This window comes from Teichococcus vastitatis (genome assembly GCF_003604215.1).
Lineage (GTDB): Bacteria > Pseudomonadota > Alphaproteobacteria > Acetobacterales > Acetobacteraceae > Pseudoroseomonas > Pseudoroseomonas vastitatis.
The window spans coordinates 186,057-212,857 of sequence record NZ_QXGS01000004.1; the positions used below are offsets into that span (position 1 = coordinate 186,057).

The following is a 26,801-nucleotide window of genomic DNA, read 5'->3' on the forward strand; positions in this document are numbered from 1 at the left end:
CGGCGGCATCAGGCCCGGGAAGCGGCAGCCACCCCCGGCGCCGGCCGTTATTCGGCGCGGATGTTGTGCTCGCGGATGATGGCTCCCCAGCGGGCCCGGTCCGCCTCGATGTGCCGCTGGAAGTCGTCGCGCGTGCCGCCGATGCGCATCAGCCCGTTCTCGGTGAAGCGGCGCTGCACCTCGGGCGAGGCCAGGGCGCGGTTCAGCTCGGCGTTCCAGCGGTCGACGATGGCCTGCGGCGTGCCGCCTGGCACCACCACGCCGAACCAGCTGGGGATCACGAAGCCCGGCAATCCATCCTTCGAGATCACCGGCAGCTCCGGCATCAGCGGCGAGGCGGCTTGTGCGCCGTAGGCCACGGCACGCAGCCCTCCGTCGCGGATCTGGCCGATGAATTCCGGCATGTTGCCGAACATCACGTCGACCCGCCCGCTGGAGATGTCGAGAATGGCCGGCGCGCCGCCCCGGTAGGGCACCTGGGTGATCTGGGACCCGGTCAGGGCGGCGAACAGGATGCAGGAGAGTTGCTGGCTGGAACCGGCGCCCACCGTGGCGCAGCTCAGATTGCGCCCGCGCTCCTTGCCGAGCCGTGCCACATCCTGCCAGCTCCGAATCTCCGAGCGCGGCCCGGTGACGAGGATGTTGTACACTGAGGCGATGTTGGCGACGGGCACGAGATCCTTCTGCACGTCGTAGGGCAGGCTCTGCATCTGCGGCGTGATGGTCAGGATCCCCATCGAGGCCAGCAACAGGGTGTGGCCGTCGGGCGCGCTGCGGGCCAGCTCCTGCGTCGCGACGACGCCGCCGGCGCCGGTCCGGTTCTCGACGATGACGTTCTGGCCGATCTGCTTCCCCAGCTGCTCGGCCAGGATCCGGCCGATCAGGTCGGAGGTGCCGCCGGGCGCGAACGGATTGAGGAACCGGATCTCGCGGGCCGGGAAGCCCGGCTCGGCGGCGCGGGCCGCAAGGGGAGCGCAGGCCGCGAGGGCGACGAGCGCGAGGCGGCGGAGCAGGCCCCGCCCGGTATGCTGTGTCATGAACGCCTCCTGTTGCGTGCGCGCCGCCCTCTGCCGGGGCAGTCGCGCTATTTCGAATTCACACGTAGCCGGGCCCCTCGATCGCGGGATGGGCGCGCAGCCATTCCTCATCGACCTCCAGGCCGATGCCCGGCGCTTCCGGCGGCCGGACGCAGCCATCCGCGCCGATGCGCCAGGGTTCGCTGACCAGCGCGTCGCGGAACAGGTTTCCCCGCGACACGTCGGCCTCGAAATATCCGGCATTGTCGATGGCGCAGAGGAAGTGGATGCTGGCCGCCTGGTTCAGCCCGGTCATCGAGCTGTGCGGATGCACCGCGATCTTGTGCGCCGAGGCGATGGCCGCGATGCGCAGCGCCTCGGTGATGCCGCCGCATTTCGACAGGTCGGGCTGCCAGATGCCGATGGCGGCATCCTCCAGCAGCGGCGCGAACTCGAAGCGGGTGAAATGGTTCTCCCCCGCCGCCAGCGGCGTGCGGCCATATCCGCGCGCCGCGGCGTAGTCGTGCCGGTCATGCGGCGGAAACGGCTCCTCCAGCCAGCCCATCCGCAGCGCGTCCATCGCCGGCATCACGCGCCGCACGTCGGCGAGGCTGTAGGCAGTGTTGGCATCGGCCAGGATGTCGATCTCCGGATCGAAGGCCGCGCGGACCGCCTCCATGCGGGCGATGTCCTTCGGCACCGCGTCGCCGATGCGCAGCTTCAGCGCCCGGTATCCGGCCTCCAGATGCGGCGCGGCCTCCGCCACCAGCTCCTCCGGCGGCTGGTAGCCCAGCGCGACGCCGCCGGCATAGGCCGGCACCGCCCGCGCCGCGCCGCCCAGGAGCTTGTAGAGCGGCAGGCCCGCCGCCTTGCCGCGGATGTCCCACAGCGCCATGTCGAGCCCCGACATGGCCAGCGCGCAGCCCGCGCCCATGCCGTGGCTGGCAAGCTGGCCGCGATAAATCTTCTGCCAGACGCCCACCGTGTCGGTGGCCTCCATGCCGAGCACCAGCCGCTTCAGCGTGGTCTGCAGCAGCGCGGCGACGGCGGTGTGGGCGCGGCCATGGTGGCTCTCGCCCCAGCCCACCAGCCCATCATCCGTGGTAACCTTCACCACCACCGCGTCGCGCTTCACCGCGCGGCCGACCCCGAGCGACACCCCCGCCCCTTCCGGCACCGGGAAGGAGGTGGGGAAGGCCTCGATGTTCGCGATCTTCATGCGCGGCTTCCCTGCCCGTATTCGCGCAGAAAGGATTCCCGCACGGTGATGCCCAGTCCCGGCCGGTCCGGGATGGCGACATAGCCGTCCTCCACGGGGAAATCCTCCTCGATCAGGTCGTGCAGCATGGAGTTGTGGCCCAGCGAGTATTCCAGGATGAAGCCGGCGCTCTGCGTCGCTGCCAGGTGCAGCCCAGCGGCGAAGGCCGGCGCCCCGGACCACAGATGCGGCGCGAGGCGCAGGTTGAAGGCGGACGCGATGGCGGAGATCCGCAGCCCCTCGGTGATGCCGCCGGCGATGGCGAGGTCCGGTTGCAGCACATCGGCCGCGCGCAGCTCCGCCAACTCGCGGAAATCATGCCGGGTGAACTCGCTCTCGCCGGCGCTGATCGGCACGGTGGAACAGCGCCGCACCTCCGCCATCCCGGCCTTGTCGTCGGCGCTGCACGGCTCCTCGAACCAGAACAGGTCGAGGTCCTCCACCATGCGGCAGAAGGCGCGCGCCTCGGCCACGGTCCAGGTGCCGTGCGCATCGGCCATCAGCCGGATGTCGGGCCCCAGCGCCTCCCGCGCCGCGCGCACGCGGGCGGCCGACCGGGCGGGAGAGCCATCCATGACGCCGACGCGCATCTTCACCGCGCGGAAGCCGGCCTTGTCGCAGTACCCCTTGAGTTGTGCACCGATCTTGGTGACATCGGCCCAGCCGCCCGAGGCATAGGCCGGCATGCGCTCCGCCCGCCGGCCGCCCAGCAGCCGCCAGACCGGCACGTCCAGCGACTTGCCGAGGATGTCCCACAGCGCGATGTCGAGGCCGGCGATGGCGGAGATGGAGAGGCCACGCCGGCCGAGCTGCGGCAGGCCGTGGCCGTCGGCGATGGCGTAGCCCTCGCGCGGCGTGTTGTACATCACGTCCCACAGGCGGGAAATGTCGCGCGGGTCCTGGCCCAGCAGCAGCGGTGCATAATCCTCGTTGATGATGGCGGCGAGGCCGGCGCAGGCGGCGGCGCTGCCGACGCCGGCCTTGGCCTCGCCCCAGCCGGTGAGGCCGGTATCGGTCTCCACCCGCACGATCACGGAATCAAAGGTCGAGACCAGGCCGAAATCGCTGGTGAAGCGCCGCTCCTCGGGGATCGGCACGCGGCACCAGGTGGCCTGCACGCGGGAGATCTTCATGCCGTGACGGCCTCCGGATAGCCGAGGCTCTGGCGCCGCGCGCGCGAGGCCGCCCAGGCTTCGGGGTTGACGAAGCTGCGCGGCCGATCGCCGCGCAGGATACGCACCACCTCCTCCGCCGCGCCGGTGCTCATGCGCAGCACCGCCTCCCGGCTGAGGCCGGCGCCATGCGGCGTCAGCAGCACGTTAGGCAGGGCGCGCAACGGATGGTCCGGCGCCAGGGGCTGCGCCGCGAAAACATCGAGCGCCGCGCCGCCAATCCGCTTCTCGCGCAGCGCCTCCAGCAGTGCTGCCTCCTGCACCACGGCGCCGCGCGCCAGGTTCAGCAGCCAGGCGGTGGGCTTCATCCGCGCCAGGAGGGCGGCGGATACCAAGCCGCGTGTTTCCTCGGTCAGGGGGCATGCGAGCACGATGAAGTCGCTGGCGGAGAACAACTCCTCCAGCGTGGCGTAGTCCACCCCCGACGGCAGCGCGCTGCGGTCGCGCCGGTGGCCCAGCACGCGCATGCGGAAGCCGCTGCCGGCGATCTCCGCCAGCCGCCGCCCTACGGCGCCGACGCCGACGATGCCGAGCGTGCGGCCCCGCAGCTCGAAGGCGCTGGCGGTGCGGGCGCGGGCCTTGTCCCAGCCCTCCGCCAGCAACGCCGCGTGCATCCCCTCCGCGTGGCGGGCGACGGCCAGCATCTGCGCGATGGCGAACTCGGCCACGGAATCCGCGTTGGCGCCCGGCACATTGGCCACCAGCACGCCATGCGCGGTGCAGTCAGGAATGGGGATCATGTCCACCCCCACCCCCTGCCGCACCGCCGCCAGCAGGCGCGGGGCGCGGGCACACAGCGCGTCAGGCAATTGGCGGCGTACCACCACGGCCTCGGCGCGGGCCAGCAGGGCATCGAGCCCGCCCGGCGCGGCCAGTTCCACCGCGTGGCCGGCCTCGCGCAGCACCGCCTCGCCGGCCGGATCGATGGGATCGGTCAGGGCAACGAGCACCGCTTAGGCCACCTTGTACTGGTCGAGCACGGCACGATCGACCTCGATGCCGAGCCCCGGCCCATCCGGCACGCGCACGATGCCGCGCTGCTGCACGATGGGCTCCTTCGCCAAGTGGTCGCGCAGCGGGTTCGGCGTCTGCTCGAATTCCAGCATCGGCGGCATGGGGCGGAAGGCGGGCGGGGTGTCCGGCAGGGCGGCCAGGAACTGCACCGTGGCGGCCAACCCGATGGCCGAGCCCCAGGCATGCGGCACGCATTCCACGCCATGCGCCGAGGCCATGGCGGCGATCTTGCGGCACTCGCTGATGCCGCCCGCCGCGCAAACATCGGGCTGCACGATGTCCATCGCCTTGCGGGCGATGACGTCGCGGAAGCCCCAGCGGGTGAAGTCGTTCTCGCCGCCGGCGACGGCCATATCGAGCGCCCGCGTCACCTCGACGTAGCCGTCATGGTCCTCGGGGCTGATCGGCTCCTCGAACCACATCAGGTCCAGCTCCTCCATGGCGCGGCCGAGGCGGATGGCTTGCGGCACGGTGAAGCAGTGATTGGCGTCGACGGCGAGCTTCACATCCGGCCCGATCGCCTGTCGCACCGCGGCCACGCGTCGCAGATCGAGCTTCGGATCGCCGAGGCCAATCTTCATCTTGATGGCGCGGAAGCCCTGCCCGACATACTCCTCCGCCTCCTCGACCGCCTCCTCCACCAGCCGGTCCATGTCGATGAAGTAGAGGCCGGTGGCGTAGGCCTGCACCTCGGTGCGGTGCGCGCCGCCGATCAGCTTGTGCACCGGCCTGCCGACTGCGCGGCCGATGATGTCCCACAGCGCGATGTCGATGCCCGACAGCGCGGCGATGGTCATGCCCGTCAGGCCGTAATCCTTGATGCGGTTGTAAAGATCCTCCCACACCACCTCGACATCGAAGGGGTCGCGGCCGATCACCCGCTGACGGTACTGGGTCTCGATGATGGTCTTGTTGACCATCGCCGGCCCGTAGCACTCGCCCCAGCCGGTGATGCCTTCATCGGTTGTGATCTCGACGATGCAGGAAGCGCGCGTGGTGTAGAGCCAGCCGCGCGCCGAGGTGAAGGGCTGCTCCACCTTGGACTGCAGCACATGGCAGGTGACGTTTGTCACTTTCATTCTTTGTGTTTCCTCCCCAAAGCCGCCTCCGCGGCGCGGTTACTCGTCCTGCGCGCGCCGCTCCAGAAGCTCGAGCCAGTAGCTCTCGACGCCCCGCAGATGCCCGCCCATGGCGGCCTCGGCACGGTCCGGATCGCCCGCTGCCACGGCATCGCGCATCGCCACGTGCTGGGCCTGCGAAAGCGGGGCGCGCCGCCCATCGGCGAAGTAGGCGCGGCGACGATTGCGCGACATCAGGTAGAAGGCATGCACCACCCGCAGGAACACGTGGTTCCCCGTGGCCTCCACCATGGCGAGGTGGAAGGCCGCGTCATCATCGGCCAGGTTCTTCCCGGCGGACACGGTGGCGGCACCCTGCGCGAGAATGGCATCGAGGCGCCGGATGTCATCCTCGTGCCGGCGCTCGGCGGCGAGCCGCATCGCCTGCATCTCCAGGATGCGGCGCAGCTCGACCACTTCGCGCACCTCCGCGCCGGTCAGCGGAATGCCGAGCTCGGCCTGCAGCACGATGGCCTCGATCGAGCCCTGCTTCTCCACCGCGCGCAGATAGATGCCGGAATTGGGCCGGCGCTCGATGACGCGCAGCGTTTCCAGCACCACCAGGGCCTCCCGCACCGCGCCGCGGCCGACGCCGAAGCGCTCCGCGAGGTCGCGTTCCCCGGGCAGCCGGTCTCCAGGACCCAGGCGGTGATAGGCGATCAAGGTCAGCAGGCGGCCGAGCAGCCCGCTCCGCTCATCGGGCGGTGGGGCGCTCAGGCGGAAGGCGCTTTGACTCACGTCACGATTGGTCATACCAAACTGGTACTACCAGTTCAAAGAAGCCACAAGGGCGTTGTTCAGGGAGAAGAGATCGATGATCGTCGAGGAACGCATCTACACGCTGCAGCCCGGCCAGGCGGCTGCCTATCTCGCTACCTATGAGGCGGAAGGTCTGGCCATCCAGAAGCCGATCCTGGGACGGATGGTGGGCTATTATTCCACCGAGTTCGGTCCCTTGAACCAGGTCATCCATCTCTGGGCCTACGAGGATCTGGCCGAACGGACGGAGCGGCGGGGACGGCTGCTCGCCGACCCGGCCTGGAAGGCCTATGCCGCCAAGGTGCGGCCCATGGTGCTGACGCAGGACAACAAGCTGCTCCTGCCGGCCCCCTTCATGCGGCCGCTCTGGCAGGAATGAGGCTTGGCTCTGGGTGGCAGCGCCCGCTTCGATGATCGGGCACGGGCCGGCTCCGACAGCCGGCCTGCGGCCCGGACGGGCCCGCCTGACCATCCCTGCTTTCGTTCCACCCGGCGCGCTCCCGCCACCGGCAGGCGGCGGCACCCGGTGGCCGTGGCTTCGCCGGCCTGCGGGGCCCGGTGCTGCGACACAGCGTGAGCGTTGGTGTTAGTGCAGCGGCATGATGCTCCCCTTCCGTGCCGTCCCACGGCCCGCTCGCGGCGGGCGCCGCCGTGCTGGACATTCCGGCCCGCAACGAGGCGGGCCGCATCGGCGTCTGCCTCGGCGCTCTCGCCGATCAGCCGGACGCTTCGCCGCTTACGGTGCTGCTGTTGAACGGCTGCACCGACGGAACCGAGGAGCTGGCGCGGACCCGTGCCGCCCGCGCGGCCTTCCGGCTGGTGCTGCACCACGTGAACCTGCCCTCCGGCCTGTCCCATGCGGGCGAGGCGCGCGGGCGGGCGCTGAATGCCGCCGCCGAGCTTCTGGAGCGGGAAGCGCAGCCGGACGGCCTTCTGCTCATCACCGATGCTGACAGCCGGGTGGCACCGGACTGGCCGCGACCCGCGCCGAGCTGGACAAGGGCGCCGACGCGGTGGCGGGCCAGATCGACTACGATCCGGACGAAACCGCCGCGCTGCCCGATCCGCTGCAGCGGCGCATCACGCTGGAGGTCGCCTACGCCGCGTTGCCGGCCGAGATGGAGGCGCGCCTGGATCCGGTGCAGCACGATGCCTGGCCCAGGCACCGCATGGCCTCGGGTGCCAGCCTGGCAATCCGGCTGCCGGCCTATCGCCGCGCCGGCTGCCTGCCGCGCGTCTCCGCCGGCGAGGATCGCGCCATGCTGGCAGCGCTGCGGGCGTTGGATGCGGACAGCCGCCACGCGCCGGCCGTCCGCGTGCTGACGTCCTGCCGCACCGAGGGGCGCGCCACGGGGGGCGCCGCCGACACGTTGCGGCGCTGGACGAGCGAGCCGGACGCGACCTGCGATCCCGCGCTGGAGCCGGACTTCGCCGCCTGCATGCCGCGGCCGATGTCACGGGGGCGGAGCGCTGGGCCGCCCGCTTCCTGATGCCCTGGGGGTTCCTGCAGGACCTTTCGAACGCGCCCTTCGGCGCGGTGTGGCAATTTGGCGGAAGCTGCCAGCCCGCTGCTGCGCGCCGTGCCGCTGCATCCTTCCGAATTGCTGCCCGAAATCGAGGCGGTCGAACGGATCCTGGCGACGCTCAGCCCAGCCGCAGCAGATCCAGGCGGTACCGGTCGGTGCGGGTCTGCGTCACCGCAACCAATCGCGGGCCGGCCGCCGCCAGGAAGCTCTCCACCGCCGCGTCACCGGAAAGCGGGTAGTCGGTGGTGCCGATCCAGTGCACCAGCAGCACCTCCCCGCCGGGGCACAGCGAGCGCAGCGTCAGGGCGGCGGTCTGCGCCAGATCATCCTGGTCGAGGTAGTACAGGATCTCGGAGAACAGGATCAGATCGAACCGGCCGCGCGGCCATTGACGCGGGATCTCGCGCTGCTGCAACTCCAGCTGCTGCAGCCCGGCGCAGTGGCGGCGCGCCTCGGCCACGGCCCGGGCGGCGCCATCCAGCGCCAGCAGGCGGCCGCAGCGTCCGGCCAGCATCCGCGTCAGCACGCCGATCGAGCAGCCGATCTCCAATGCGCGTCCGTAATGCGGACGCGGCAGGGCATCCAGGGTCGCCTGGTATTTGGCGGCTTCATACGCGCTGCTCCGGAATTTCCAGGGATCGGGATCGGTGGCGTAGAGGGCGTCGAAGTAGCTGGCCGGAAGGGACTGGATGGCGCGGTTCATGAGGCGGGTTCCAGGAAGATTCCGAACGGCCGATCGAAGCGCGCCAGCATGGCATCGTCCAGCATGAAGCCGTCCGGATCATCATCGATCAGCCTGGTGGTCTGCGACCGGTGCGCCCGGATCGCCCGGCGCTTGGCCGGCAGTTGCGCCGCGATGTCGAGCCGCCTTCCGCGCGGAGCGCCTCCGGGGACCGACGTTTGCGCCGGCAGGGTATGGCCCCAGACGGGGTATGCAAGGTGCAGCAGCCGCGGATCCCGCCGCACCGCTGCGGCGGCCATGGCGTGGGTGGCCTGATGATCGCAATGCGGATCGTGCCGCCAAGTCGCCAGCAGCGTGCCGGCACTCACGGCCCTGGCGACATCCAGGATGCTGCACATGGCGGAGTCGAAGGCTGCCCCGGAGAACGGCACGGCCGCATCCTCCAGCCGCAGGAAATGCGCCGCCCCCGGCGCCAGCCCCAGCGCTGCCAGGGCGGCCAGCGCGTCCTCCTCGCGAAGGCTCCGGAGCAGGCGCGGCGGATAGCGGCGGGAGTTGCGGTGGGACGCGCCGCCATCGCTGATAAGATCACGGCAGCCGCTCGCCCGATGGAGGCGGCGGCGAGCAGCCCGCCACAGCCCAGGCTCTCGTCATCCGGATGCGGCGCCAGCACCACCACCCCGCCGGGTGCCAGGATGGTGCCCAGCGGCGCGACGGGCAGCGCCTCGGCCGCGTCGAAGAAGTGCCCCGCCATCGTCACCACGCCGCTTCCTTTTGATCCAGCAAAGGTGGCACCCCACCGCAGGGCCTGATCCGGTGTCGGCTGCCGCAGATAGGTCGCAAGATCGCGCGCCACGGGCTCCATCGGGTGCGGCCGCATGATGCCATCAGGCCCACGGATCGCTGCGCATGCAACAGGATCTCCAGGAGCGCCCGCTCCACGGCGCCGCGTGCCAGGTTGACGTAGGCGACCTTGGCCTCGGGCGACAGGCTATCCCGCGCCATGTGCCAGGCCGCGCGCGTGACCCATAGCGTCGCGGTTTCCAGCGCCGCCACGGCCTCGCCGACGCGGGCGCGCTGATGCGGATCGCCGTCCCGGCCGAAGTCGCGCAGGTGCTGGCACAGCAGGCGGACCAATTCGGCGGCGCCGCCGGCCTGCACCGCGAGGAAGCGTCAGGCGCCGCCGGAGAAAAAAGGTTGCCGCTGGTCGTCGCCGGCCTCGCCGATCCGCACCGCGGGCGGCGCCAGCATCGCCGCACCATCGCCACCCTGGCCCAGCCCGATCCCGCCGAGCCGCACCGGCAAGGAGGCGGCCAGCAATCCCTCCCCGGCCAGGGCGGCGATCTCCTGCTCCGGAGAGGCTCCGTCGCGGCGCCCGGCGACGCGCAGGGCAGCGACGTGGCCGGCGGCGGCCAGCGCGCTGGAAAGATGAGAAAGAGACTGTTCAAGCATGAGCGGTGGCCATACGCGAAGTTCCAGTAAGCGCCCCGTGGGCGCGGGGTTGCAAAACGTCGCGCCCGAGCCGTGGAGGAACCAGAAATGGCCACCACCATCACGATGCGGCTGGCCGCTGCCGGAGTAGGACGAGGGCCGTCGTTCCGGATGGGCCTGTTGTGCGGAGGTGCATGGCCACCGTCTCGCCAGCCGGGTGGTTCGGCGCCCTGCTGCGGCTGTCGGCACCCGCGCCTCATGAAAACAGCGTCGGGTGGATCAGCGCTGGCCTCGCGGGGCCTGCTGGACGGATACTGCCTCTTCAACGGCCACACCGGGAAAGCGCGCATGTTCCGTCTGATCCTGCTGCCTCTGCTGCTGTCCGGATGTGTGGCGCCGCCAGCGGCGCAGGATGCCCCGGAAGTGCCGCGCCCGGCGCTGTCGGAGGAAGCACGCCGCGAGCGGGCGATTGAGCTGGAATGCATCCGGCAGGGCGAGATCGCGGAGCGCCAGCAGCCCTGGCTCGGCGCCAACAATCCTCGCGCCGCCGTAATCGGCGCGCGCGTGCGCAACTCCTGCCTGGATTACCATCACCGCGGAAGGGCCTCCGACGGCCGCGGACTTTCCCCCTACTGACTGGAGCTGACAAAGTTCTCCCCGACGGCTCAGGATCGGCCCCGGCTTCCCCTGGCATGCCAGCGGCGATGCGGGCCAAGGCGGCAGGGTCGGTTTTTATGCATTTTTTACAAGCCGGCGCCGAAGGAATGATCGCATTTTGACGCCTGCCCGGCCAAAGCCTTGGGCGCCGTGGAGGGGAAACCAGCATGCCCGCCGTCAGCAGGACCCACCCGGGCCATCCGGATGCGAAGCCCGCCGCCGCGCCGGCCGTCACAGGCTCGGGCGCCCGCCCCCGGCCCGCCTCCGCGGACCGCGTGGCTCATCCCGATGGGGCTCGTCACGGCGGGGCGGAATCCGGGGCGACGATGTCCCCTGCCCGGCCTTGAGCGCGGATCCCGCAACAGGTCCCGACACCCGCCCCGACCCGGACGCGCTGCTCGCCCTGGCGGCGCGGGAGGGGCACGGCCGGTTGAAGGTGTTTCTCGGCGCCTCGCCCGGCGTCGGCAAAACCTATGAAATGCTGACGGAAGCGCGCCGCCGCGCCCTGGGCGGCGCCGACGTGGTGGTGGGGCTGGCAGAAACGCATGGCCGCGCCGAAACCGCCGCCCAGCTCGCCGGCCTGGAGGTGCTGCCCCGTGCCCGCCTGCCGCATCGCGGACAGATGCTGGAGGAGTTCGACCTGGACCGGGCGCTGGCCCGCCACCCCGCCATTCTGGTGCTGGACGAGCTGCCGCACAGCAACGCGCCGGGCAGCCGCCATCCCAAGCGGTGGCAGGACGTGGAAGAGCTGCGTGCCGCCGGCATCGAGGTCTGGACGGCGATGAACGTGCAGCACCTCGAAAGCCTTTCGGAGGCGGTGGCCCGCATCACCGGGGTGCGGGTGACCGAGACGGTGCCCGACCATGTTCTGACCGGTGCCGACGCGGTGGAGCTGATCGACATCCCGCCCGCCGAGCTGTTGGAGCGGATGCGCCAGGGCAAGGTGTACCGCCCCGACCAAGCGGCGCGCGCGCTGAAGGGCTTCTTCCGCGAGGGCAACCTGGCCGCGCTGCGCGAGATGGCTTTGCGCCGCACGGCCGAACGCGTGGATGCGGACCTCACAGGCTACATGCGGGCCAATGCCATCGCCGGGCCATGGCCGGCAGGCGACCGCGTGATGGTGCTCGTCGGCTCTGACACCACGGCCGAGGGGGTGGTGCGGCACGCCCGCCGCATCGCGGACGCGCTGCGGGCGCCGCTGGTGGCCCTTCATGTGGAGCAGCCAGGGAAGCCGGGCGGCGATCCGGGAGCGGCGCTTCGCCTGGCCGAGGCGCTCGGTGCCGAAACCGAAACGGTGGTGGAAACCGACCTGCCGCGCGCCATCCTGGCCGCGGCCCGGTCCCGCAACGCCACGCACCTCGTGATCGGCCGCAGCCGGCCGCGTCTCTGGCGCCGGCTGACCGGGCGCACCCTCTCGGCCGTGCTGGTGCGCCGCGCCTCCGACTTCGCCCTGCACCTCGTGCCGAACCCCACCGCGGCAGGGCGCCCGCGGCCGGTGCCGGAGCGCCGGCGGCTTCCCGCCTGGATGGCCTGGGCCAGCGTTCCGGCACTGGTTCTGGCGGCCACGGCGGTCGGCCATGCCATCGATGAGCGGGTGGCGGAAGGCTCGCTCGGCATGGTGTACCTGGCGGCCACCGTGGCGGCCGCCGTGTCCTTCGGCGCCCTTCATGGGCTGGCCGCGGCCATCCTGTCCTTTCTGGTTTGGAACTTCCTGTTCATCGAGCCACGCTACACCCTGACCATCGATGGTCCGCAGGAGATCCTGGGTGCTGTTGTGTTCGGATCGGTGGCCCTGCTGCTGGCCGGCACGGCCGGCCGGCTCGAGCGCACCGCCTTCACGGCGCAGGCGCGCGTCTTCGGACTGCGGCGGCTGGTGGAATTCAGCCGCCGCCTGGGCGCGCCGATGGACCGCGCCGCCCTGCTGGCCCTCATCGCCGAGGAAGCGCAGCGCGTCGCCGGCTGTTCCTGCTGCGTGCTGATGCCGATGTCGGGCGAGGACCTGCCGGGCCTCGGATTGCCGCGCGCGCGGCGGGCGGACGACACCGAGCTGATCATCCGCGCGGCCGCCCCCGCCGCCGCCGAACCGGACGAGGCTTCCCTGGCCGCCGCGCGCTGGGCCTACGCCAAGGGCCGCGCGAGCGGCTGGGGCACCGACACGCTGCCCGCCACCGCCTGGCAGTTCCGGCCGCTGCCGGCGGCCCAGGGCGTCGCGGGGCTGGTCGGCCTGCGCTTCGCGGAGCGGAGCGAGCCGCTCGACACGGAGCGGCAGAGGGCGCTCGATGCCCTGCTCGACCAGGCGGCGATTGCCTTGGAGCGCATCGAATTGATGGAGGAACGGGCCCTCGCCGCGGCACGGACGGAGGCGGATGCGCTGCGCACTACCCTTCTCACCTCGCTCGGGCACGACCTCCGCACCCCGCTGACCAGCATCCGCGGCTCGCTGGAAACCCTGCGCACCATGGGCGAGGCGCTTCCGCCCGCCGCACGGGCGGATCTGATCCTCGCGGCCGAGGAGGAAACCGCGCGGCTGGCCCGCTTCGCATCCAATATCCTCGACATGGTGCGGCTGGAGAGCGGGCAGGTTGCGCTGCGGCGCGAGGAGGTGGACCTTCCCTCCGCCCTGGAGGCGGCCGTGGAGCGGGCGGAGCACGCCACCGGGCGGCAGGTGCAGCGCCGCCTCGGCCCCCACCTGCCGGCCGCCTCCCTCGACCCCGTGCTTCTCGACCAGATCCTCGCCAACCTGCTCGACAACGCCCTGAAGTTTTCCGGCGCGGCGGGCCATGTGGCGATCCTGGCGCGCCGCGAAGGCGCCGGCGTCGCGATCGTGGTGGAGGATGACGGACCAGGCATCCCGCGCGAGGATCTCGGCCGCGTCCTCGATCCCTTCTACCGCGCTTCCCGCACCGACCGGGTCGCCGCCGGCAGCGGCCTCGGCCTCTCGATCGCCAACGGGCTCGCCCGCGCGATGGGCGGGCAGATCACGGCCGAGAGCCCGGTCCGGGACGAGCGGGGAACACGCATCACCGTCCGGTTTCCCTGATGACCCCACCAGCCTCCAGCCTCGTTCCGCCCCGCATCCTGGTGGTCGATGATGAGCCGCAGATCCACCGCTTCCTGGGACCGGCGCTCGCCGCCTCGGGCTATGAGCCGATGCGGGCCGAGGATGCCGCAAGCGGCCTGCAGCTCGCGGCAACGCGCTCCCCCGCCGCCGTGCTGCTCGACCTCGGCCTGCCCGACCTCGACGGGCAGGACGTCATACCCCGCCTGCGCGCCTTCACCGCGGTGCCGATCATCGTGCTGTCCGCGCGGGACGGTGAAACGGCCAAGGTGGACGCGCTGGACGCTGGGGCGGACGATTTCGTGGAGAAGCCCTTCGCCCTGGCCGAGCTGCTCGCGCGCCTCCGGGCCGCGCTGCGCCGCGCCGCCGCTGCCAGCGGGCAGCATGCGCCGGCGCCCCTGATCCGGGTCGGCGAGCTGGAGATGGATTTCGCCGCGAGGGTGGCCCGGGTGGCCGGTGCGCCGCTGAAGCTGACGCCGCGCGAATGGGATCTCCTCGCGGCGCTGGCCCGGGCGGGTGCCGGCCGCGTGGTGACCCAGCGGCAACTGCTCAACGCCGTCTGGGGGCAGGCCCATGGCGAGAATTCACAATATCTGCGCGTCTATATCGGCCACCTCCGCCAGAAGCTGGGAAGCGCCGCCACGCTGATCAGGACCGAGCCGGGCGTTGGCTACCGGCTCGGTTTCCCGGAATAGGCCCGCAATCCTGCAGGGCTTCGCTGGCCCGGGGGCATTCCCCGGAACAGCCTGACCGGAATAGCCCGATCGTGCCGCTAGACCGCGAAGGCCATGCCCGGCTTCATGCCCCAGCGCTGCACCAGCGCGAGGGAGGCGATCTCGCCGGTTGCCTCGCATTTCGCAACCAAGCCGCGAAGACCCTTGACCAGCAGCACGGCCGCATCCGGGCTCTCGGCCATCGCCACGTAGAGGATGCTGGTGTTCTTCCGGTTCGGATTGCCATGCTCGATGGTGGCACGCACGTAATAGGCGTCGGTCATCACGTCATCTCCCTGGGCTCCGCCAGCCGCATCGCGACGACCCAGATCCGGCCCAAGAGATGCTTTTCGGCTATGTTCGGGCTGCTGGCAATTTCAACCTCGCTGTGCTCCGGCAGCCGTTATCCGCCGGGACATCACGCGACGCGCGCCGGAACCCTGGTGGCCTTCTCCCGTGGCACCTGAGATCCGGCCGCCCGGCACACCATCTCGACCGTTGGCATTCCGCCAATGGGGCAACAGCAGCGATGATCCTTTCCGCGACGCAGATCTATGCCAGTTCCAACGGCGACCGCTGGACGCTGCTGTTTGACCGGGGCTCAGGCGGCCTCGTCGTTCAGCACGAGGCCAATCCATCGTCCGGGGGCAAGCTCACCCGCGAAAGCGTGGAAGCTTTCCTGGCGCATGAGGGACCGGGACCGGAATACACGGCGCTGAAAGCGCTTCTCAGGCAGCTGGCCGAAGCCGCGGCGGGGGAGCGGGCTTCCCCCAAGCCGGCAGCCGGACGTGGATGATTACGCCCCCTGAGGGCGAGCAGGCGGGGCCCCCAGGCCGCCAATGGCGGAGGCTCCACCCGCCTGCCGGGCGCTCATCGATCCGGGCGATCTCCGCTCCTGCCAGGGGCTGTTTCACGATGCCGTAGGTGGCAGCGGCACGGAGTGTTCGGAATGGTCCGGACGAGGTTCCTGGAGCATGCTGCAACCACTCGATCAAGGCGTCAGCAGCCATGGCTCTCATCAAGGGCGACAACGGCCCGAACCTGCTCGGCGGCACCGCGGGCGACGATGCCATCCTGGGCTTCGACGGCGATGATGAACTGGCGGGCGGCGAGGGCAACGACCTTGTTGATGGTGGCGCAGGCAACGACCTGCTCGGCATCCTGCTCGAGGCCGGGCCGGTGGAGCTTGGCGACGATGTTTATGCCGGCGGGCCGGGTGACGACCGCATCGGCGCCGGTGTCGGGCGGGATACCATCTATGGCGGGCCGGGCAATGACGTGATCCTCGCCGATGCCTCGTTGATCCGTGGCATCGACGGCTCGCCGGACTGGATCTCGGGCGGGCCGGGCAGCGACACGATCCGGGGCGGGCCGGGCGTGGACGTGGCCTATTTCGAACTGCCGCGCCGCGCCTGTCTGGTCCAGCCCGATTTCGGCACGGCATTGTACGATGGCGCGACCGTCACGCTCGGACGTGGTCCGGACGCGGAGATCGACAGCCTGCTCTTTGTCGAGACCGTGCAATTCGTCGATGGCCGCCTTGTCACCATGGCGGAGGACCCGCTGTTCCCCGTCTACCTCGTGTACCAGGCGGCGCTTGACCGGGTGCCCGACCCGATCGGGCCGAATGGCTGGGCGGCGCAGCTCGCCGCCGGCCTACCGCGCGAGGTCTTCGCCAGCGCGATGATCGCCTCCCCCGAATTCGCTGCACGCTTCGGCGGCCTCGACGATGCGGGCTTTGTCCAGCAGCTCTTCCAGAACGTGCTGGACCGCCCGGGCGAGGCGGTGGAAACAGCGCCCTGGCAGGCCGAGCTGGCTGCGGGCGCCGGCCGCGGCATCGTGCTGGCGGACTTCACCCGCAGCTACTGGGGCGCCGACGTCGGTGCCGCCTTCGGCGCCGGCGTGTGGGATCAGGACGAGCATGCCGCGCAGGTCGCCCGCCTCTATGACACCCTCCTCGGCCGGGTGCCGGATCTGCCCGGCTTCCTGGCCCACAAGGGCGCCCTGGATGCCGGAAAGGAGCTGGAAGAACTGGCCCGCGGCATGGCCAGCAGCCTGGAATTCGCCGCGCTTCCCGGTGGGCCGGGCGCCACACCGGACAGCTGGTGCAGCTGCTCTACGCCAATGCCCTGAACCGCTTTCCCGAACAGCAAGGCTCCGCCCTGTGGACCGATGCCCTGGAGCGCAGGGATCTCACCCGGGAACAGGTCATCGTCGGGATCTCCGAAAGCCTGGAACACCAGATCCTGGCCCTGCCCGCCATCGAGGGTGGCATCACCTTCACCTGATGACGGCACCTGATGCCGGCAGCTGATGCCCGCCCGGGCTTCCGCCGACGGGCGGGCGCCGCACCCTCACCGCATGGGCCAGGCATACATCAGGCCGCCCGAGGTCCAGAGCGCGTTGGGACCCCGTTCCATCCCGAGGGCGGTCGCCTGGCCGACGTTGCGCTCGAAAACCTCGCCGTAATTGCCGACGGCCCGAATGGCGTCGTAGGCCCAGCTCGCGGACAGCTTCAAGCCCTGGCCCAGCGTGGGATCGGTGCCGAGGAGGCGCCGGGTGGCGGGCGACGCATCCTGCGCCCTCCGCGCCTCGGCATTCGCGGCGGTGATGCCGAGTTCCTCCGCCTCGATCAGGGCGTTCAGGGTCCAGCGGATCACGTCAAACCATTCCTGGTCGTCGCGGCGCACCATGGGCCCGAGCGGCTCCTTGCTGATCCGGTCCGGCAGGACGACGAAATCGCCGGGATTGGGAAAGGACGAACGCACCGCGGCGATCTGCGAAGCATCGGTTGTCAGCGCGTCGCAACGGCCGGAGCTGAAGGCGGCGGCGACCTGGTCGATGCGCTCGAACAGAACGGGCGTGACGCGGATGTTTGCGGCCCGGTACCAGTCCGCGAGGTTTCCCTCGGTGGTGCTGCCCTGCTGAACGCACACCGTGGCGCCGTCGAGCTCCGCCGCCCGGGACAGCCCGGCATCGCGGCGCACCATGAAGCCCTGGCCGTCGTAGAAGTTGATGCCAACGCTCCGCAGGCCGAGGGCGGTGTCGCGGCCCATGGTCGCCGTGGTCTGCCGCACCAGCACGTCGATCTCGCCCGATTGCAGGGCCGGGAAGCGCTGCTGCCCGGAAAGCGGCACGAACCGCACCTGGGTGGCATCCCCCAGCACCGAGGCGGCGAAGGCCCGGCACAGATCGGCGTCGAGGCCGCGCCAGATCCCCTGGCTGTCAGGCTGCGAGAAGCCGGCGACGCCCGTGTTGACGCCGCAGGTCAGGATGCCGCGGCTTCGGACCCCGTCCAGTGTTGCGCCGGCCCGGGCCTGACCGCCCGTGGCGAGAACAAGGACCGCCAGCGACGTGGCGGCGAAGGCGGAGCGGAAGGAGAACATGGTGCAGCCTTGAAGGTGGGGATGGGCCGGAACGATGACCCCGCCTCCGCTCCATAGAATGGCGCGGCGACATCTGGAAAGGCGCGATCAGCCTCCAGCAGCCGCCGTGGCAGCCGGGCGGGCCGCCGGTTCCCGCCCGCAGGCTTTCTCAGCCGGTGCCGAAGCCCTTGCCGGCGACGCGGTATTGCGGCCGTGGCGGGCTGAAGATGTCGAGCACCCGCGCACCATCCGGCCCCGCCCGCATCGTGTGCGGAACCCCCCCGGGCGTGCGCCAGAAATCACCCTTCCGCACGGCGATCTCCTCGTCACCCTGGATGCGGACGGCGCTTCCCTCCAGAAGGACGCCCCATTGTTCCTCGGGATGGTGATGCATCTCGCCCGCCGCATGCGGTGCGATGGTGACGATTGAGAGCATCGCATGCTCACCGGCGAAGATCCGCGTGGACAGGCCGGGAGCCAGCTCCCGCACGATTCCGCCGGTCACGTCGTCGAGGTTATGGAACTCGTCGGCCTGGCTCATGGTGTCTCCTTCTGCTCAGGGTTGTCCGAACGGCCGGCGGCCGGTGCTGGCAAGGGCATCCGGATGAACGCCCCCATCAGTCCGGACGAACATGGTTGGCCCGCGCGACGTCGCCCCAGACGCGGATCTGGTTCTGCACGAATTCGGCCAGGGCGGGCGCATCCCCCAGCACGAGCTCGGCCTGGTTCACCTCGGTGAATTGCTGGGCGATCCGGGGCTCGCGATAGGTGTCGATCAGCGCGGACTGAAAGCGGTCGATGATGGGGCCCGGCACGCCCGCCGGTGCGAAGACCCCCCACCAGGCCTCGGCGGTCAGGCCGGGGAAGCCTGACTCCGTCGCTGTCGGCACGGCCGGCATGGCGTTCAGGCGGTGGCTGCCAAGCTGCATCAGGGGCCGCAGCGTGCCCGCCGAGACATGCGGCGCCAGCAGGGCGGCGCTGCCGATCATCAGGTCCACATGTCCCGCCACGGCGTCGTTCACCGCCAGGCCGCCGCTGCGATAGGGCAGGTGTGTCAGCTCCACCCCGCTGCGCTGCGCCATCATCAGCATGACGAGGTGCCCGATCGTGCCATTGCCGGTTGAGCCGAAGGACACGCCGCCCCGGCGGGCGGCGGCGAACACGTCGGCCATGTCGCGGTAGGGCTTGGCCGGCTGGCACGCCAGAACGTAGGGCGCACGGCCGATCTGCGTGACCGGCACCAGATCCTTCTGCAGGTCGAATGGCAGGCTGGGCACCAGCACCGGCATCAGGGCGTGCGAGTCGAAGGTGAGCAGCCAGGTGTGGCCGTCGGGCCTCGCCTTGGCGGCCACATCCGTGCCGATGCTGCCCGCGGCGCCGCTGCGGTTCTCAACGATGATCGGCACCCCGAGCCTTTGCTGGAGGCCGGGGGCCGCCAGGCGAGCCACCGCGTCGGTGGAGCCGCCGGGCGCGAAGGGAACCACGATCCGGATCGGCTCGCTGGGCCATGTGCCCGTGCCGGCCCCCGTGGTGGCCCCCGCGGCGGCCGCGGCGGCCGCATGCGGCCTGACGATCGACATCGCCCCCAGGGCAGTCACGATGGCCCGCCTCGTCCATTGCGTCATGACGTTCTCCTCCTTCCCCGTCGCCTCGTGACCCGCTTTATTCGCCCGGACATTGGCCGCGGCACCGGGCCGGCGCCGCATCAGCACGGCACGAAACACCCGGCTGCCGCGGGATCGACCGGCGTGGAAGCCGGCGTGACCGCAGCGCAGCCGGAGAATGGCCGGCTAGGTGTGCACCAGCGGGCAGGCGCTCGCTTCCAGGGGCTTGACGGTGTCCGCCGGCGCCACGGTGGAGACGATCTTGCAGTAATCCCATTCCCGCTGGCTTTCCGAGGGCGTCTTCACCTGCAGCAGATAGGCAGGCAGAACGGCCCGGCCATCGGCCCGGATCGAGCCCGCCCCGAAGGCATCATCCTGCGTCGGCATCGCCTTCATCTGCGCCACCACGGCGGCGCCGCTTTCCTTGGCCCGTGCCACGCCCAGCGCCGCGACCGCCTTGAGGTAATGAAGCGTGGTGGCGTAGCAGCCGGCATGCACCATGCCCGGATAGGCGCCACCCATGACCGGCAGAACACGCCGGGTGAAGGCGCGCGTCTGCTCGTTGGTGTCCCAGTAGAAGCTGTTGGTGAACAGCAGCTTCTGCATGGTTCCCAGCCCCGCGGCCTTGATGTCGTTCAGGAACATCACGAGGGCGGCGACCTTCATCCGCTGCGTGATGCCGAATTCCTGCGCCTGCTTGATGCAGTTCGGCAGGTCATTGCCGCCGAGCGCGAGGCCGATCACCTCCGCGCCGCTGCTCCGCGCCGCGAGCAGCGTGGCGGAGAAGTCGCCGGTTCCGATCGGCACCCGCGAGCCGCCCACCACGCTGCCGCCCGCCTCCTGCACGAAGGCGGTGGTCTCCGCCTGCAGCGAATGGCCGAAGGCGTTGTCGGTCGCGATGAAGTACCATTTTCGGCCGCCGCCCTTCACCGTTTCCGCGGCCACCGCCTTGGACAGCATGTAGCCGTCATAGGTCCAGTTGATCGTGTTGGGCGTGCATTGCGCGTTGGTGAACTCGGTGGCGGTGACGGCCACGCCCAGGCAGGCCTTGTCCTTGTCGCGGGAGATCGTCGCCGCCGCCAGGCCCACGGCCGAGTTGGGCCCGGCGATCAGCATGTCGACGCCCTGCTGGTCGAACCAGCGCCGCGCCAGCGTGGCGCCGATGTCGGCCTTGTTCTGGTGATCGCCGAACAGGATCTCGACGTTGAGGCCGGGAACCTGCTGGCTGAACTCGGCGGCGGCCTGGCGCGCGCAGCCGACGCCGGCCGGCCCGAGCAGATCCGTGTAGATGCCGGAGAAATCGGCCAGGACGCCGATCCGGACCGTGGGTGGCTGTGCGATGGCAGGCGCGGCCAGCATGGCCGCGACGCCGGCCGCTCCCTGGAGCAGCACGCGACGCGATGTGGACATGAAACGTTTCCCCGCATGTGGTCCGGCCTGCCCTCTGCGTGGCAGTGCCCTGGTTGGCCGGCGCCGGAGCGTCCCGGCGCCGTTTCAGCGCAGTCTGGGCTTCTCGATCCCGGCCAGGTCGCACAGCGCGTCGACCATGGCCGAGAAATCCCTGCCGCCGAAGCCGCGCGACCGCGCCGTGCTGAAGGCCTCGCGCGCGGCGGCGGCCATCGGCATCGGCACCTTCGCCGCGTTGGCCGCGTCCACGATCAGCGTCAGATCCTTGTGCGCGAGGTCGATGGTGAAGCCCGGATCGGTGTCGTCCTTCAGCACCTTGGTCGGCCAGGCGATCTTGAGCTGCCCGTTCACGGCCGTGGTGCCGTAGAGCACATCCAGCGTCGTCTCCAGTTGAAGCCCGAAGCGCTGCGACAGGGCCAGCGCCTCGGCGTTCATCTGGCAGGAGGCGACGGCCAGGAAGTTGTTCACCAGCTTGGTGCGGGTGCCGCTGCCGACCGGGCCGCAATGGTGAATGGTGCTGCCCATGGCCTCCAGCAACGGCCGGACGGTTTCGAAATGCTCGGGCGTGCCGCCCACCATGAACAAGGACTCGCCTCGATCGGCGTGGCTGGCGAGGCGGCCGACCGGCGCGTCGACGAAGCCGATGCCGCGCGCGGCGGCCTGCTGCGCCAGGCGGTCGGTCGTGTCGGGATCGATGGTGCTCATGTCCAGCACGATGGAGCCCGGCCGGGCATGGGCCAGCACGCCCTCCGGCCCGCCCACCACCTGCTGCACGATGGCGGAGTTCGGCAGCATCGTGACGATCACCGGTCCCGCGGCGGCGACGGCGGCCACCGTTGCGGCGCCGCGCGCCTGCAGCAGCTCCAGCTCGGCCACGGCCTCGGGGTTGATGTCGTTGACGACCAGCCGGAACCCCTTGCGGCAAAGGTTCGACGCCATGGGGCGCCCCATGCGGCCCAGCCCGATGAAGCCGACATCCATGCAGCAATCCTCCCGCGATGTTTTCGTGGTGTGCGTGCGGCACACGGAACGGCCTTAACAATGTCCCGCGGCGGCCGCCTCATACAAGAACGGCATGACAGCATGACGGGATTGGGAATTCGCCGCCCGCGCCGGCGGACCTTATCCTGCGTCCCGAAGCGAGGGGAGAAGGCATGAATCAGGTCACCCGTGACCCCGAGATCCGGCAGGACACCGATTGGCCCCTGGCGATCTTCGGCGCGCTGAAGCGCGCCCGTGTCAGGCAGGTCTCCTATGTGCCCGATGCCGGCCATTCCCGCCTGATCGCCCTGGCGCACCAGGACGCCGCCATGGAGGCCACGGTTCTGACCACGGAGCAGGAAGGGGTCGCGCTGGCCGCGGGTGCGTGGCTGGGCGGGGACCGCTCGGTGCTGCTGATGCAGTCCTCCGGTGTTGGCAATTGCATCAACATGATGTCGCTGCTGAATTCCTGCCGCTTTCCGTTCCTGACCCTCGTGACCATGCGGGGCGAATGGGCCGAGTTCAACCCGTGGCAGATCCCGATGGGCCGCGCGACGCCTGCCGCCCTGGAGCTCATGGGCCTCACCGTGATGCGGCTGGAGGAACCGGACGAGGCCGACGAGATCGTCACCGCCGCCGCCGACTTGGCCTTCGACGGCGGTCAGCAGATCGCCGTGCTGATTTCGCAGCGCATGATCGGCCGCAAGAAGTGGGTGAGCCAGTGATGACCGTGGCACCGGGCACCATGGACCGGCGCGATGCCGTGCGCAGCCTGCTGGCCGATCGCGGCGAGCTGCTGGTCGTGAGCGGGCTGGGCTCGCCGAGCTACGACGTCTTCGCCGCCGGCGACGACGCGGCGAATTTCTACCTCTGGGGCGCCATGGGCGGGGCCGCGCTGATGGGGCTCGGCCTCGCCCTGGCCCGGCCGCAGCACCCCGTCGCCGTGGTCACCGGCGATGGCGAGGCCATGATGGGCGTCGGCGGGCTGCTGACCATCTCGGTCCGCAAGCCGCCCAACCTCACGGTGGTGGTTCTGGACAACGGGCATTTCGGCGAAACCGGCATGCAGCGCAGCCATGCCGGCCTGGGCGTCGACCTGGCGGCCCTGGCGCGCGGGGCCGGCTTCACGGAGGTGGTCTCCCTCGGCGACCTGGACGGCGTGGCCGCCTTCCGGCCACGGTTGCGGGACCTCGACGCCGGGCCCCACTTCGTGATCCTGCGGATCGCCGCGGGTGAGCAGGAGCGCGCCCTGCCGCCGCGCGATGGCGTCCACCTGAAGAACCGCTTCCGCGAACGCTTGGGGTTTCCGGTGGATTGAGGGGCGCGGCGCCGGCGAAGCGCCTCACGCTTCCAGCCGGATGTCCCAGATGCCCTCCTCCGCCAGGCAGCGGATCTCCTCGACCAGCAGAGCGGAGATCGCCATGCCGGCCACCGAGCGTGGCCGGTCGACTGGCGCGGCGAGCACGAGTTCCCGGGTAACCGGCGGGCTCAGCGGTGCCGCCTCCAGCCGTCCGGCCCGCAACTCGGCCGCGATGGAGGAAGGTGGCAGGACGCTGAAGCCCAGCCCCTCCTCGATGAGGCTGGTCAGCACGCGGTAGGAATCGGCTTCCAGCATCACGTGGATGGACAGGCCGCGCTTCGCCACCGCCCGCTCGATCAGGGTCCGCAGGCCATGCGAATGGCTGGGCAGAACCAGCTTCTGCCGGACCAGCCAGTCCAGCCCCACCGGACCGCGCCGCTGCAGCCCCGAGCCCGGCGGACCCACCGCAACGAGGCCGTCCCGGCCCAGGAGCCGGGCGGATAGATGAAGGTCGACGGCCGGCCCGTAGATCAGCGCCAGGTCCATCTCGCCGCGGTTCAGCCATTCGACGAGGTGGCCGCCATAGCTCTCGACGATGCACAGGCTGACGCCGGGCAGCTCGTTCACCACCCTGCGGGCGAAGCGCGCCGAAAGCACGGTGCTGACCGTCGGCACCAGCCCCAGCACGACCCGGCCGGCGGGCGTCGCGCCGGAGGACTGGATGTCGTCGCGCACCTGCTCCATTTGCCGGATGAGGCCAGCCGTGCGCTCCAGCAGCAGGCGGCCGGCACTGGTCAGCAGCATGCCGCGCCCGTTGCGGATAAAGAGCTCGGCGCGCAGCTCATGTTCCAGCAGCTTGATGTGGCGGCTCAACGCGGGCTGGGCGATGTGCAGCCGGTCCGACGCCTTGCCGAGGCTGCCCAGCTCTGCCACCGCCCTGAAGGTTCGCAGCTGGCGAAAATCCACCGTTGTCTCCCATCGGCCGCCCTGTCGCGCGGCGCCGGCCTGAACGTCGGATGCACCTTGTTGATGATCGGCGCCGGGAACAAGGCCCGCCGGGGGATCGATGGGCCGGCGGCGTCACCGGGCCCTGGTCCGGCGCGGGCATCGCGGAACATCAGGGCTGGCTGCGTTCCGTGCCACGTCCCGCGGAGGGCGGTGGCATGATCCTGGTCGGGATGAGGAAGCATGATCGCGGCAGGCCGGAACCGGCGCTCGATCCGCCGGTCGCCGATAAGGGGGCGCGGGGCGCGGAGGAACCGTTTATAGGCCTGGGATGGCCTGCTTCGCCGCATCCGGGCGAAGCCGGGCCGTGTCCAGGAAAGGAACAAACATGACCACAACACGACGCCGGCTTCTGTGTGCCGGCGCCGCCGCGGCCGGCGGATCCCTGCTGGCATCCGGAGCCGGAGCGCAATCCTTCCCCTTCACGCCCAACCAGCGCTATCCTGACCCGGCGGTGCAGATCCTCGATCCCAGCTTCGCCAAGTACCGGATCTACAGCAGCACGCTGGAACAGGTCGCCACCGGCATGCGCTGGGCCGAAGGCCCGGCCTATTTCCCGGAAGGCGGGTACCTCCTGTGCAGTGACATCCCGAACAACCGCATCATGAAGTTCGACGAGAAGGATGGCAGCTTCACCGTCTTCCGCGGTCCGGCCAATTACGCGAACGGCAATGTGCGCGACCGGCAGGGCCGCCTGATCACCTGCGAGCATTCCGTGACGCGGCGCGTCACGCGAACGGAGCGCGATGGCAGCATCACGGTTCTGGCCGACAGCTTCGAGGGGAAGCGCCTCAACGCTCCGAACGACGTGGTTGTCCGCTCGGACAACACGATCTGGTTCACCGATCCCCTGTTCGGCATCAATGGCGAATGGGAGGGCAGCCGCGCTAAGCCGGATCAGCCCACCACCAATGTCTACCGGATCGCACCCGATGGCGCCCTGAAGGCCGTGGTCACCGACATCGTCAATCCGAACGGCCTCGCCTTCTCGCCGGACGAAAGCAAGCTCTACGTGGTGGAATGGCGCGGAACGCCGAACCGCAGCATCTGGAGCTTCGATGTCGGGCCGGACGGAAACCTCGGCAACAAGACGAAGCTGATCGACGCCGCGGACCAGGGCGCGCTGGACGGCTTCAAGGTCGACCGCGACGGCAATCTCTGGTGCGGCTGGGGCAGCAACGGCGCGCTGGAGCCGGAGCCGGTCATGGTGGGCGGGCGGCAGGTCTTTCCGTTGCGCGGCAAGCCGGAGGAGCTGGACGGCGTCATGGTGTTCAATCCGCAGGGCAAGCCCATCGGCTTCATCCGCCTGCCGGAGCGCTGCGCCAACCTCACCTTCGGCGGCCCGAAGAACAACCGCCTCTACATGACGTCCAGCCACTCGCTCTACGCCCTGCATGTCGAGGCCCACGGCGCGGTCTGAGCAGTGGCCCCGCCCGGCCGGCCGCTGCGCCGGCCGGGCAACAGGCGGGTCCGCGCGGCGCGGCGCTCCGTCCCGCCCCCCTTCACGCAGGCGGGGCGGAACCTCGGAACCCGGGCGCGCGGCGGAGACGGGCGGTGCGGCAATTCCTGGCCATCACCGCCGGGATTTCAGCATGCGCCGGGCGATGGCCATGCGGTGCACCTCCGTCGGCCCTTCGTAAACCCGCATCAGCCGCACCTGCTGGAAGAACAGCTGCAACGGCAGCTCCTTGGTCAATCCCATGGCGCCGTGGCACTGCATGGCGTGATCCAGCACCTCTTGCGCCGTTTCCGTGGCGAAGACCTTGATCATGGAAGCCTCGTTCCGGACGTCGCCGCCGGAATCCAGCGTCCGGGCGGCGGCCTGAACCATCAGCCGCAAGGCGTGCACGCGGATCGCCGCATCGGCGATCCACCACTGGATGGCCTGCCGGTCGGCCAGCTTCACGCCGAAGGTCGTGCGGTTGTTGGCCTGGTCCACCATCATTTCCAGCGCGCGGCGGATGATGCCGACGCAGCGCGCCCCCACCTGGAGGCGCCGGATGTTGAGCCGCAACTGCATCGGGGCGTATCCGCGGCCCAGCTCGCCCAGCACCGCGCCGTCGGGCACCCTGCAATCCTCGAACACCAGCTCGTAGGTCTTCTTGCCGCCGATCATGGCGATCTCACGCTCGATGATGAAACCCGGCGTGTTCTTTTCCACGATGAAGGCCGTGACGCCCTCCTCGCGCTGGCCTTCCCCCGTGCGCGCCATGAGGATGATGAAGTCGCAATAAGGCACCCGGCTGACCCAGATCTTGCGGCCGTTGATCACCCAGTCCGAACCGTCCTTCACGGCGCGCGTGATCATGCCCGCCGGGTCGCCGCCCGCGCCCGGTTCGGAAATGGCGATGCAGGATTTCATGCGCCCCTCGGCATAGGGGATCATGTATTTCTCGCGCTGCTCCGGCGTCGCCACCGCCTTGAGCATGTGCAGGTTTGGGCTGTCCGGCGGGAACTCGAAGGGGGTGATGGTGCGGGACACCTCCTCCTCCACCATCAGCCGGTCAAGGGCGGACAGATCGACGCCGCCCATCTCCTCCGGCACGTCGAGGCCCCACAGGCCGAGCTCGCGGCATTTTTCCAGCAGCGGCTCTTCTTCCTCCGGCAGCAGCTTGTAGGCACCGGTCTCCGCCTCGCGCCGCAGCACCGCGGCTTCCAGTGGCATCAGCTCGCGCTCGACGAAGCGCTGCACGAGATCCTGCAGCATGCGGCTCTCGTCGTTCATCATCATGTCCATG

General features: G+C 70.4%; 29 protein-coding genes. 11 read left to right on the forward strand and 18 right to left on the reverse strand.

What is annotated here, in order from left to right:
• Positions 1–47 precede the first annotated feature (47 nt).
• From D2K64_RS08705 to D2K64_RS08730, 6 genes are read right to left on the reverse strand one after another with little or no spacing between them, the layout of a single operon-like run.
• On the reverse strand, positions 48–1,037 hold the full coding sequence (locus tag D2K64_RS08705; RefSeq protein ID WP_120007889.1) for a Bug family tripartite tricarboxylate transporter substrate binding protein: 990 nt from the start codon (positions 1,035–1,037) through the stop codon (positions 48–50).
• A 58-nt stretch (positions 1,038–1,095) separates the two neighbouring features.
• Complete coding sequence (locus tag D2K64_RS08710; protein ID WP_120007891.1) at positions 1,096–2,235, reverse strand: mandelate racemase/muconate lactonizing enzyme family protein; 1,140 nt, start codon at positions 2,233–2,235, stop codon at positions 1,096–1,098.
• Complete coding sequence (locus D2K64_RS08715) at positions 2,232–3,407, reverse strand: mandelate racemase/muconate lactonizing enzyme family protein (RefSeq protein ID WP_120007893.1); 1,176 nt, start codon at positions 3,405–3,407, stop codon at positions 2,232–2,234. Before D2K64_RS08715 ends, D2K64_RS08710 begins: the two co-directional genes overlap by 4 nt.
• The gene (locus tag D2K64_RS08720) at positions 3,404–4,396 is read right to left on the reverse strand and encodes a hydroxyacid dehydrogenase (protein ID WP_120007895.1); all 993 of its coding nucleotides are present in this window, start codon (positions 4,394–4,396) and stop codon (positions 3,404–3,406) included. The genes D2K64_RS08715 and D2K64_RS08720 overlap by 4 nt, the downstream gene beginning before the upstream one ends.
• Positions 4,397–4,399: 3 nt before the next feature.
• Complete coding sequence (locus tag D2K64_RS08725; protein ID WP_120007897.1) at positions 4,400–5,539, reverse strand: mandelate racemase/muconate lactonizing enzyme family protein; 1,140 nt, start codon at positions 5,537–5,539, stop codon at positions 4,400–4,402.
• Positions 5,540–5,578: 39 nt separating this feature from the next.
• Positions 5,579–6,316 (reverse strand): FadR/GntR family transcriptional regulator, encoded by a 738-nt coding sequence (locus tag D2K64_RS08730; RefSeq protein ID WP_162306167.1) that lies wholly within the window; start codon positions 6,314–6,316, stop codon positions 5,579–5,581.
• A gap of 76 nt (positions 6,317–6,392) precedes the next feature.
• Here D2K64_RS08730 and D2K64_RS08735 point away from each other — a divergent pair, with 76 nt between their 5' ends.
• Both D2K64_RS08735 and D2K64_RS25455 read left to right on the forward strand, forming a co-directional pair.
• A complete protein-coding gene (locus D2K64_RS08735) occupies positions 6,393–6,716 on the forward strand; it encodes an NIPSNAP family protein (RefSeq protein ID WP_120007901.1) in 324 nt (107 codons plus the stop codon).
• Between the two features lie 634 nt (positions 6,717–7,350).
• Positions 7,351–7,827, forward strand: coding sequence for a hypothetical protein (locus D2K64_RS25455; protein ID WP_238384097.1), 477 nt, complete (start codon positions 7,351–7,353; stop codon positions 7,825–7,827).
• Positions 7,828–7,981: 154 nt separating this feature from the next.
• Here D2K64_RS25455 and D2K64_RS08750 read toward each other — a convergent pair whose 3' ends face one another.
• From D2K64_RS08750 to D2K64_RS08765, 4 genes are all read right to left on the reverse strand, one after another.
• Positions 7,982–8,566, reverse strand: coding sequence for an SAM-dependent methyltransferase (locus D2K64_RS08750; RefSeq protein ID WP_120007907.1), 585 nt, complete (start codon positions 8,564–8,566; stop codon positions 7,982–7,984).
• Positions 8,563–9,180, reverse strand: a complete 618-nt coding sequence (locus tag D2K64_RS25460; RefSeq protein WP_370764642.1) for a PIG-L deacetylase family protein — start codon at positions 9,178–9,180, stop codon at positions 8,563–8,565. Before D2K64_RS25460 ends, D2K64_RS08750 begins: the two co-directional genes overlap by 4 nt.
• 118 nt (positions 9,181–9,298) lie before the next feature.
• Complete coding sequence (locus D2K64_RS08760) at positions 9,299–9,679, reverse strand: hypothetical protein (RefSeq protein ID WP_157985779.1); 381 nt, start codon at positions 9,677–9,679, stop codon at positions 9,299–9,301.
• 36 nt (positions 9,680–9,715) lie between these two features.
• Positions 9,716–9,994, reverse strand: a complete 279-nt coding sequence (locus D2K64_RS08765; protein ID WP_120007911.1) for a hypothetical protein — start codon at positions 9,992–9,994, stop codon at positions 9,716–9,718.
• A gap of 327 nt (positions 9,995–10,321) precedes the next feature.
• Between D2K64_RS08765 and D2K64_RS08770 the strand changes: the two genes are divergently transcribed.
• The 3 genes from D2K64_RS08770 to D2K64_RS08780 all read left to right on the forward strand — a co-directional run bounded on the left by D2K64_RS08770 (position 10,322) and on the right by D2K64_RS08780 (position 14,383).
• A complete protein-coding gene (locus D2K64_RS08770) occupies positions 10,322–10,609 on the forward strand; it encodes a hypothetical protein (RefSeq protein ID WP_120007913.1) in 288 nt (95 codons plus the stop codon).
• A 364-nt stretch (positions 10,610–10,973) separates the two neighbouring features.
• Positions 10,974–13,670: a sensor histidine kinase gene (locus D2K64_RS08775; RefSeq protein WP_120007915.1), complete on the forward strand. Its 2,697-nt coding sequence runs from the start codon at positions 10,974–10,976 to the stop codon at positions 13,668–13,670.
• Positions 13,670–14,383, forward strand: a complete 714-nt coding sequence (locus D2K64_RS08780; protein WP_120007917.1) for a response regulator — start codon at positions 13,670–13,672, stop codon at positions 14,381–14,383. Before D2K64_RS08775 ends, D2K64_RS08780 begins: the two co-directional genes overlap by 1 nt.
• A gap of 77 nt (positions 14,384–14,460) precedes the next feature.
• Here D2K64_RS08780 and D2K64_RS08785 read toward each other — a convergent pair whose 3' ends face one another.
• Positions 14,461–14,685 (reverse strand): hypothetical protein, encoded by a 225-nt coding sequence (locus D2K64_RS08785; RefSeq protein WP_120007919.1) that lies wholly within the window; start codon positions 14,683–14,685, stop codon positions 14,461–14,463.
• A 245-nt stretch (positions 14,686–14,930) separates the two neighbouring features.
• On the opposite strand from D2K64_RS08785, the gene D2K64_RS25465 reads away from it, so the two are divergent.
• The 3 genes from D2K64_RS25465 (at position 14,931) to D2K64_RS08800 (ending at position 16,689) form a co-directional block, all read left to right on the forward strand.
• Positions 14,931–15,197: a hypothetical protein gene (locus D2K64_RS25465; RefSeq protein ID WP_120007921.1), complete on the forward strand. Its 267-nt coding sequence runs from the start codon at positions 14,931–14,933 to the stop codon at positions 15,195–15,197.
• Between the two features lie 212 nt (positions 15,198–15,409).
• On the forward strand, positions 15,410–16,534 hold the full coding sequence (locus D2K64_RS08795) for a DUF4214 domain-containing protein (RefSeq protein ID WP_120007923.1): 1,125 nt from the start codon (positions 15,410–15,412) through the stop codon (positions 16,532–16,534).
• Positions 16,507–16,689, forward strand: coding sequence for a DUF4214 domain-containing protein (locus D2K64_RS08800; protein WP_157985780.1), 183 nt, complete (start codon positions 16,507–16,509; stop codon positions 16,687–16,689). Before D2K64_RS08795 ends, D2K64_RS08800 begins: the two co-directional genes overlap by 28 nt.
• Positions 16,690–16,755: 66 nt before the next feature.
• Here the strand turns inward: D2K64_RS08800 and D2K64_RS08805 are convergent, their stop codons facing one another.
• From D2K64_RS08805 to D2K64_RS08825, 5 genes are all read right to left on the reverse strand, one after another.
• Complete coding sequence (locus D2K64_RS08805) at positions 16,756–17,787, reverse strand: amino acid ABC transporter substrate-binding protein (protein ID WP_120007927.1); 1,032 nt, start codon at positions 17,785–17,787, stop codon at positions 16,756–16,758.
• 148 nt (positions 17,788–17,935) lie between these two features.
• The gene (locus D2K64_RS08810) at positions 17,936–18,307 is read right to left on the reverse strand and encodes a cupin domain-containing protein (RefSeq protein WP_120007929.1); all 372 of its coding nucleotides are present in this window, start codon (positions 18,305–18,307) and stop codon (positions 17,936–17,938) included.
• A gap of 76 nt (positions 18,308–18,383) precedes the next feature.
• Entirely contained in the window at positions 18,384–19,391 is a 1,008-nt protein-coding gene (locus tag D2K64_RS08815) for a tripartite tricarboxylate transporter substrate-binding protein (protein WP_157985781.1), read from the reverse strand.
• A 165-nt stretch (positions 19,392–19,556) separates the two neighbouring features.
• Positions 19,557–20,780 carry an ABC transporter substrate-binding protein gene (locus D2K64_RS08820; protein WP_120007933.1) on the reverse strand — a complete coding sequence of 408 codons (1,224 nt, stop codon included), beginning with the start codon at positions 20,778–20,780 and terminating at the stop codon, positions 19,557–19,559.
• An 84-nt stretch (positions 20,781–20,864) separates the two neighbouring features.
• Positions 20,865–21,758, reverse strand: a complete 894-nt coding sequence (locus D2K64_RS08825) for an NAD(P)-dependent oxidoreductase (RefSeq protein WP_120007935.1) — start codon at positions 21,756–21,758, stop codon at positions 20,865–20,867.
• Positions 21,759–21,931: 173 nt separating this feature from the next.
• On the opposite strand from D2K64_RS08825, the gene D2K64_RS08830 reads away from it, so the two are divergent.
• Positions 21,932–22,483 carry a thiamine pyrophosphate-binding protein gene (locus D2K64_RS08830; protein ID WP_120007937.1) on the forward strand — a complete coding sequence of 184 codons (552 nt, stop codon included), beginning with the start codon at positions 21,932–21,934 and terminating at the stop codon, positions 22,481–22,483.
• Entirely contained in the window at positions 22,483–23,076 is a 594-nt protein-coding gene (locus tag D2K64_RS08835; RefSeq protein WP_120007939.1) for a thiamine pyrophosphate-dependent enzyme, read from the forward strand. The genes D2K64_RS08830 and D2K64_RS08835 overlap by 1 nt, the downstream gene beginning before the upstream one ends.
• 24 nt (positions 23,077–23,100) lie before the next feature.
• On the opposite strand, the gene D2K64_RS08840 is transcribed toward D2K64_RS08835, so the two are convergent.
• The gene (locus D2K64_RS08840; protein ID WP_120007941.1) at positions 23,101–24,024 is read right to left on the reverse strand and encodes a LysR family transcriptional regulator; all 924 of its coding nucleotides are present in this window, start codon (positions 24,022–24,024) and stop codon (positions 23,101–23,103) included.
• 367 nt (positions 24,025–24,391) lie between these two features.
• Here D2K64_RS08840 and D2K64_RS08845 point away from each other — a divergent pair, with 367 nt between their 5' ends.
• Entirely contained in the window at positions 24,392–25,483 is a 1,092-nt protein-coding gene (locus tag D2K64_RS08845) for an SMP-30/gluconolactonase/LRE family protein (protein ID WP_120007943.1), read from the forward strand.
• A 153-nt stretch (positions 25,484–25,636) separates the two neighbouring features.
• On the opposite strand, the gene D2K64_RS08850 is transcribed toward D2K64_RS08845, so the two are convergent.
• Positions 25,637–26,800: an acyl-CoA dehydrogenase family protein gene (locus D2K64_RS08850; RefSeq protein ID WP_120007945.1), complete on the reverse strand. Its 1,164-nt coding sequence runs from the start codon at positions 26,798–26,800 to the stop codon at positions 25,637–25,639.
• Between the last annotated feature and the right edge of the window lies 1 nt (position 26,801).

Excerpts from the sequence above, each read along its gene's own strand:
- D2K64_RS08705 (WP_120007889.1), bottom strand. The coding sequence starts at position 1,037 with ATGACACAGCATACCGGGCGGGGCCTGCTCCGCCGCCTCGCGCTCGTC.
- D2K64_RS08710 (WP_120007891.1), bottom strand. The coding sequence starts at position 2,235 with ATGAAGATCGCGAACATCGAGGCCTTCCCCACCTCCTTCCCGGTGCCG.
- D2K64_RS08715 (WP_120007893.1), bottom strand. The coding sequence starts at position 3,407 with ATGAAGATCTCCCGCGTGCAGGCCACCTGGTGCCGCGTGCCGATCCCC.
- D2K64_RS08725 (WP_120007897.1), bottom strand. The coding sequence starts at position 5,539 with ATGAAAGTGACAAACGTCACCTGCCATGTGCTGCAGTCCAAGGTGGAG.
- D2K64_RS08735 (WP_120007901.1), top strand. The coding sequence starts at position 6,393 with ATGATCGTCGAGGAACGCATCTACACGCTGCAGCCCGGCCAGGCGGCT.
- D2K64_RS08750 (WP_120007907.1), bottom strand. The coding sequence starts at position 8,566 with ATGAACCGCGCCATCCAGTCCCTTCCGGCCAGCTACTTCGACGCCCTC.
- D2K64_RS08765 (WP_120007911.1), bottom strand. The coding sequence starts at position 9,994 with ATGCTTGAACAGTCTCTTTCTCATCTTTCCAGCGCGCTGGCCGCCGCC.
- D2K64_RS08770 (WP_120007913.1), top strand. The coding sequence starts at position 10,322 with ATGTTCCGTCTGATCCTGCTGCCTCTGCTGCTGTCCGGATGTGTGGCG.
- D2K64_RS08780 (WP_120007917.1), top strand. The coding sequence starts at position 13,670 with ATGACCCCACCAGCCTCCAGCCTCGTTCCGCCCCGCATCCTGGTGGTC.
- D2K64_RS08785 (WP_120007919.1), bottom strand. The coding sequence starts at position 14,685 with ATGACCGACGCCTATTACGTGCGTGCCACCATCGAGCATGGCAATCCG.
- D2K64_RS25465 (WP_120007921.1), top strand. The coding sequence starts at position 14,931 with ATGATCCTTTCCGCGACGCAGATCTATGCCAGTTCCAACGGCGACCGC.
- D2K64_RS08795 (WP_120007923.1), top strand. The coding sequence starts at position 15,410 with ATGGCTCTCATCAAGGGCGACAACGGCCCGAACCTGCTCGGCGGCACC.
- D2K64_RS08805 (WP_120007927.1), bottom strand. The coding sequence starts at position 17,787 with ATGTTCTCCTTCCGCTCCGCCTTCGCCGCCACGTCGCTGGCGGTCCTT.
- D2K64_RS08810 (WP_120007929.1), bottom strand. The coding sequence starts at position 18,307 with ATGAGCCAGGCCGACGAGTTCCATAACCTCGACGACGTGACCGGCGGA.
- D2K64_RS08815 (WP_157985781.1), bottom strand. The coding sequence starts at position 19,391 with ATGACGCAATGGACGAGGCGGGCCATCGTGACTGCCCTGGGGGCGATG.
- D2K64_RS08820 (WP_120007933.1), bottom strand. The coding sequence starts at position 20,780 with ATGTCCACATCGCGTCGCGTGCTGCTCCAGGGAGCGGCCGGCGTCGCG.
- D2K64_RS08825 (WP_120007935.1), bottom strand. The coding sequence starts at position 21,758 with ATGGATGTCGGCTTCATCGGGCTGGGCCGCATGGGGCGCCCCATGGCG.
- D2K64_RS08830 (WP_120007937.1), top strand. The coding sequence starts at position 21,932 with ATGAATCAGGTCACCCGTGACCCCGAGATCCGGCAGGACACCGATTGG.
- D2K64_RS08835 (WP_120007939.1), top strand. The coding sequence starts at position 22,483 with ATGACCGTGGCACCGGGCACCATGGACCGGCGCGATGCCGTGCGCAGC.
- D2K64_RS08845 (WP_120007943.1), top strand. The coding sequence starts at position 24,392 with ATGACCACAACACGACGCCGGCTTCTGTGTGCCGGCGCCGCCGCGGCC.
- D2K64_RS08850 (WP_120007945.1), bottom strand. The coding sequence starts at position 26,800 with ATGGACATGATGATGAACGACGAGAGCCGCATGCTGCAGGATCTCGTG.